This is a genomic window from uncultured Oscillibacter sp., assembly GCF_910587525.1.
In the GTDB taxonomy this organism is placed as follows: domain Bacteria; phylum Bacillota; class Clostridia; order Oscillospirales; family Oscillospiraceae; genus Oscillibacter.
The window spans coordinates 1-4,497 of sequence record NZ_CAJULS010000156.1 but is presented as its reverse complement, the minus strand read 5'-3'; the positions used below and the strand labels follow the sequence as shown (position 1 = coordinate 4,497).

Below are 4,497 nucleotides of genomic sequence, written 5' to 3'. Positions count from 1 at the left end.
TTTACGAGCCGTACACTCAGGACATATGTCGGTTGCAACAAAACATACTGGACATGACCGATTTATAGCCTCCTGCGGGCATGGCCGTCTCAGACCACGTATCCGCTCTTCACCGAGCTCCGTACGTCCCATATGACACTATAGGCGCACGTCGGAGTATTAGAGTTTTGATTACCCGTCACACCGGGGTTAGCAGGCACTTCCCCTGCCCAATCAAGCATAGAGTTCAGATTCCTTGCGAAATCTGTCTTGTTTTATTGCGTATTTCTACGCAGATTGTCAAGAAACGAAGCGCACGCAATGAATATCGTCCGTGTCCACCAGTGCGGTGACGGCGTTCTTCTTACCTGCGCAGCCCAGCACGAGCCCCTGTTCCTTGGGCAGGTTCTTCCCCGAGCGCCACTCGGACACATGGAAAGGGATGTGCCGGTAGGTCTGCCGGATCTCCTTCCGGTTGGCCCAGCGTGCGGTTCCATGCTGGCCATCGCCAACCGTTTTGGACTTGATGTTATCCAGATTCCCGCTTCCGGAGAAGTGCGTGGCGGCGGCGATGAGCAGAAGCATCCCGCCCGCCAGTAAAATCAGCATGATCGTCTGTGTATTCATAGGGTCACCCCATTTCCTGTTGTGGTATCGCTTGCTCCTGTTTCTGCTGCTGTTTCAAAATATCTGCCTCATATTTGACCGGAACCCTGGCAAAGGATACCGCCAGCTCCAGCCAGCTGTCCGCCAGCTCCCGTTTCTCGGACTCATCGCGGATGCCGGGAGCTGAAGCCTTTTCCAGCACACCTTGGAATTGTGCTGCCAGTTCCGCCGGGCGGCGCTGCAGGCTTCCCCGATTCTGATGCGGCAGGATGCGGCGGTACAGCACCTCCGCCAGCTCCTCTGGAGAGCGCGGATCTCCCATTTGCCGCAGCTCCCGTCCATAGACCGCCAGCGCCAGGGCGGACGCGTGCTCCATGCACTCCATGGCTCGGTCGAACTGCTTCCATCGAAAGCAGATTTTGGCGTAGTCGATGAGATTGGGAATATCCTGTTCCCAGTAGTCTCTGCGGGAGCCCTCCACGCGCCGGCTGATCCTGCCGCAGACCTCCGGCGAGATGATGAGCTGAGGATGCTCCTCCGCCGCCTGTGCGGGGAGGCTCCGGCGGGCTTTGAGGTCCTCGTTCCAGTCCTTGTGCTCCGGCTGGATCACTCCAACCTCGTCATAGCCGTGTTTATGAAGAATTTCGGTCAGCCGCCCGCTGGCCTCGATGCCCGCCGCGTCGTGGTCCAGGCAGAGGCAGACGGTGCGGAGGTTGGGATTTCGTTCCAGCATCCAGAGCATTCCCCGTATCGGTCAGCTCCTCAAACTGGCAGCCGCCATATGCCTCCACCTCCGCCAGGGAGTCCGGATCTGCCAGCGCCGCCAGATAGACCTTCCTGCCCTGGGCGATCAGCCAGGCCCGGAAGTCAATAAAGCCGTCGTCCGTACAGCCGTGTTCACACATCAATATTGCGGCGCTCCAGAGTCCGTACTGATTGGCAAGCTGCTGGTATCCGTGGAGAATGTCATGGAAGTCCTGGGCCTGCTGGGGGCCAAGGATGGTGAGCTGGTCTTTCAGCCACTGGAACGAGCCGTCCTGGTCCTGGCCGTATCTCTTCTTTGCCTCCGCAATCAGGTCCCAGAAGCCGTCTTTCGTCATTTCCATCACAGACTCATGCCCCCCATCATGCCGCTGCTGCCATAGTCCTCCAAAGGACGTGGATTTTCCTCGCCATACAGATCATAGAGCATGTCATCCACAGCCTTGCGGATTTCCGGATCATCGGTCAGGGTCTCATAGCGGAAGCCGGTGGTGGGGTGATAGGGAAGTTCCTCCCGGAGGGTCCGGAGGTATTTCTGCGGGTCCGTAAAGTCCTTGCTCACGCCGCCGGCAAACGTGACACGTCCGATGATCTGCTTCTGCGCCTGCTTATCAAAGCACCCGAGATAGGCATGGTAATCTCCCTGTGCGGGGTTGCACCGAAGGCGGTAGAGACAGCGGTCTGTTTCCACCACATAGCCGTAATTCTGGCAGCAGACGCCGCCCTTGATCTCTCCGCCATGGCCCCAGCAATAGCGCCGCATGGAGGAGAGGTCTTTCAAAACGCTTCTGCGGAGTTCATCCACCACACTGCCCAGCTCATCCCTGAACTCCTGAGTATTCAGTTCCTCGGGGCCTCTGGGCCACCAGCTGTGATGGAAGTTGCTGCCGCCGCCGCCAAAGTCAATGCGGACATGGCCGATAGCGCCCAGCGCCTCATCCCTCTCCGGCGGCAGGGCGTAAAATAATCCCGCCTCCTCGGGGGAAGCGGGACGCAGAACGTATTTTCTCGGGTCCTGGGGACAGGGCAGATTCTGTTTGCGGCAGAATTCCGCAAGAGTGAGCGGCTCCGCATTTGGGAAAAATAAATCCGTCACTTTTCGTTCCAATGTGGTACTTCGCTTCAATGGCCGCGGGGAGAGCACCGTACCGGTATGGTAGATCAGGGCGGCGTCCGTCAGCTTCAGCGACCGGTTCGGCTTTCGGTCTGTCCCGCAGAGGTCATAACAGCACCACCCCTCCGGAACCTCCTCTCGGGCAATGGGGTGCTTGGTATAAAGCACCTGCCTGCCAAACAGCTCTATCGGGAGCATCTGGTCCTTGTAGATGTCGATGTACAACGCGTTCATCTCCTTTTTCTCGTTTGTGATCTCAACAGATACCACAGTTTCGCCTGGAAGTCCAGCAGAAGTTTTCACATCATTGCCTGTCCGATTTCCGGCGCAGGTGGGAACGGTTTGCTTAGGCGGCGCACCATACCGAACTCTGTCCGGCAAACGCCATCCTCCGCCAGGGAATCTGTGCCAAGCTGGGCGAAATCCATATAGCTGTCAATGGTGTCGATGATTTCGTCATCCGCCCCGATGCGGCGGAGCACCTGCTTTCCGTACTCCTCCGCGTTCTCCGGAACCAGCTCATAGTCGTCCCGGTCCATGGCGATGTTGAGGGCCTCCGCAAAGGTATCCGGCTGCTCCGCCTCCAGGGCCGCGCAGAACTTCATTACTTCGCCCTCCTCCTACTCCATTTCCCGAAGACACAGCGCCAGTTCGTTGGCGTTCTCCACCGTGATGCAGTCTGCGGGAATCAGCCGGCCTAAATGGGGTGCTGTATATTTTACGCCTGCGATCATCGCCTGGGCAAAATCCTCCACATCCAGCTCCCTTTTCGCGTCCTCCAGCTTTTCCTCTGAGGCGGGAAGCGTCAGGTAATACCAGCTTTCCGCTGTGGTAAGCGTCAGGTGGAGGATTCCCTGTTCCTCCAGAACCTGCTCTGCCGCCCCCATTCGGATTCCCGCATATCCGGTGGACAGAAATTCCCCCTCATGGGCGATGCAATAATCCACGCCAATGCTTTGGTAGTCCAGATAGGGCCGCAGACTCTCGGGAACCTTTTCCTCCAGGCTGTCATGCTCTACAAGCCACTCGCCCAGCGCCTGGTGGGTGGTGACATCCGGGATGATTTCATAACAGTCCATACTGGACGGTTTTATATGGGCGGCGGTCCGAAGCACCTCATCCAGACTCTGCCGGGACTCTGTATTCAGAGCTTTGCCCAGATGGTAGTATCCCGCCTCGTTCATCCCATCAATTGTCTCCGCCAGCCGATTCAGCTTTTGAAGCGCGGTGCCGCTGTCCAGCCTGACGTGCTGGAGATGCCGGCCGAGGCTGGGGATGGGGGAGTCCACTGAGGAGACATGGAGGGGGTGATTAGACGCTGGAGGGCGGAGCGTTTCCGTCTGCCGTTTGAGATCACCCGGAGGCATCGGCAGCTCCAGCTGTCCCGCCCTGCTGATTCCGCTTGATATGTGAAGTCTCAGCATGACAGTCCTCCCATCTGGGGTCCCTGCTGACACGGTTCTTCAGGATTGTCCCGCATCAATTCCTCCAGTGGAATCGCGCCTTGATATGCCACATAACCGCACTCGTTGAACTGTCCGCCATCCTCCCGGATGCGCTGTTCCCCATAGCGCCGGTAGTCGTAGAAGCCCTCCAGATTTTTGTCATACTCGAAATGACCGGAGTTCTGGATCATGTATTTGCCGTACTCCTCCGGAGTCTGGACGCCGGGAACGAAGCTGAATTGGTCCAGATTCTCCGCCAGGCGGCAGACAGAAAGAATGCCAGAGGTATCTGTCATCAGCACTGCCGCGTTCAGCTTTTCGATGTCCGCGTCCGTTAGCGGCTCTATGGCCTGGCACAGCCGGTTAAGGCTGGGAAGGTCATCACCGGACAGCTGTTCCAGATCCAGGGCGTCCGCCACTTTTTCCGGCAGTTCATTGAAGTCAAAACGCAGACGCGCGTCGGACGCTGTATCAACATGGACGCGGAGCAGTGTCCGCTCAATTTGGTGTTCCGAAGCAGGGAGGTACAGGTATTCCGGTTTTTTCCCTCCGCAAGGCCCCGATTTGGCGTAATCTCCAGCACCATGAGGG

The 4,497-nt window shown here is 57.9% G+C and carries 5 protein-coding genes and 2 pseudogenes; all 7 read right to left on the bottom strand.

Annotated features, from left to right (window positions below):
* Positions 1-294: 294 nt before the first annotated feature.
* Positions 295-564 (bottom strand): annotated as a pseudogene (locus tag QZ326_RS11375) (hypothetical protein); the annotation flags it as partial.
* A 46-nt stretch (positions 565-610) separates the two neighbouring features.
* Entirely contained in the window at positions 611-1,318 is a 708-nt protein-coding gene (locus QZ326_RS11370; RefSeq protein WP_295745254.1) for a toprim domain-containing protein, read from the bottom strand.
* Entirely contained in the window at positions 1,218-1,691 is a 474-nt protein-coding gene (locus tag QZ326_RS11365) for a DUF4240 domain-containing protein (RefSeq protein WP_295745252.1), read from the bottom strand. The genes QZ326_RS11370 and QZ326_RS11365 overlap by 101 nt, the downstream gene beginning before the upstream one ends.
* Entirely contained in the window at positions 1,691-2,695 is a 1,005-nt protein-coding gene (locus tag QZ326_RS11360) for an LPD28 domain-containing protein (protein WP_295745250.1), read from the bottom strand. Before QZ326_RS11360 ends, QZ326_RS11365 begins: the two co-directional genes overlap by 1 nt.
* Positions 2,696-2,760: 65 nt before the next feature.
* Positions 2,761-3,066, bottom strand: a complete 306-nt coding sequence (locus QZ326_RS11355) for a hypothetical protein (RefSeq protein ID WP_365329147.1) — start codon at positions 3,064-3,066, stop codon at positions 2,761-2,763.
* A 15-nt stretch (positions 3,067-3,081) separates the two neighbouring features.
* Positions 3,082-3,885: an antirestriction protein ArdA gene (locus tag QZ326_RS11350; protein WP_295745249.1), complete on the bottom strand. Its 804-nt coding sequence runs from the start codon at positions 3,883-3,885 to the stop codon at positions 3,082-3,084.
* A pseudogene (locus QZ326_RS11345) lies at positions 3,879-4,497 on the bottom strand (hypothetical protein); the annotation flags it as partial. The gene QZ326_RS11350 and the pseudogene QZ326_RS11345, both read right to left, overlap by 7 nt.

What these genes read in the sequence shown, in the direction of transcription:
- QZ326_RS11370 (WP_295745254.1), bottom strand. Translation starts at nt 1,318, where the DNA reads ATGCTGGAACGAAATCCCAACCTCCGCACCGTCTGCCTCTGCCTGGAC.
- QZ326_RS11360 (WP_295745250.1), bottom strand. Translation starts at nt 2,695, where the DNA reads ATGAACGCGTTGTACATCGACATCTACAAGGACCAGATGCTCCCGATA.
- QZ326_RS11355 (WP_365329147.1), bottom strand. Translation starts at nt 3,066, where the DNA reads ATGAAGTTCTGCGCGGCCCTGGAGGCGGAGCAGCCGGATACCTTTGCG.
- QZ326_RS11350 (WP_295745249.1), bottom strand. Translation starts at nt 3,885, where the DNA reads ATGCTGAGACTTCACATATCAAGCGGAATCAGCAGGGCGGGACAGCTG.
- QZ326_RS11365 (WP_295745252.1), bottom strand. Translation starts at nt 1,691, where the DNA reads ATGGAAATGACGAAAGACGGCTTCTGGGACCTGATTGCGGAGGCAAAG.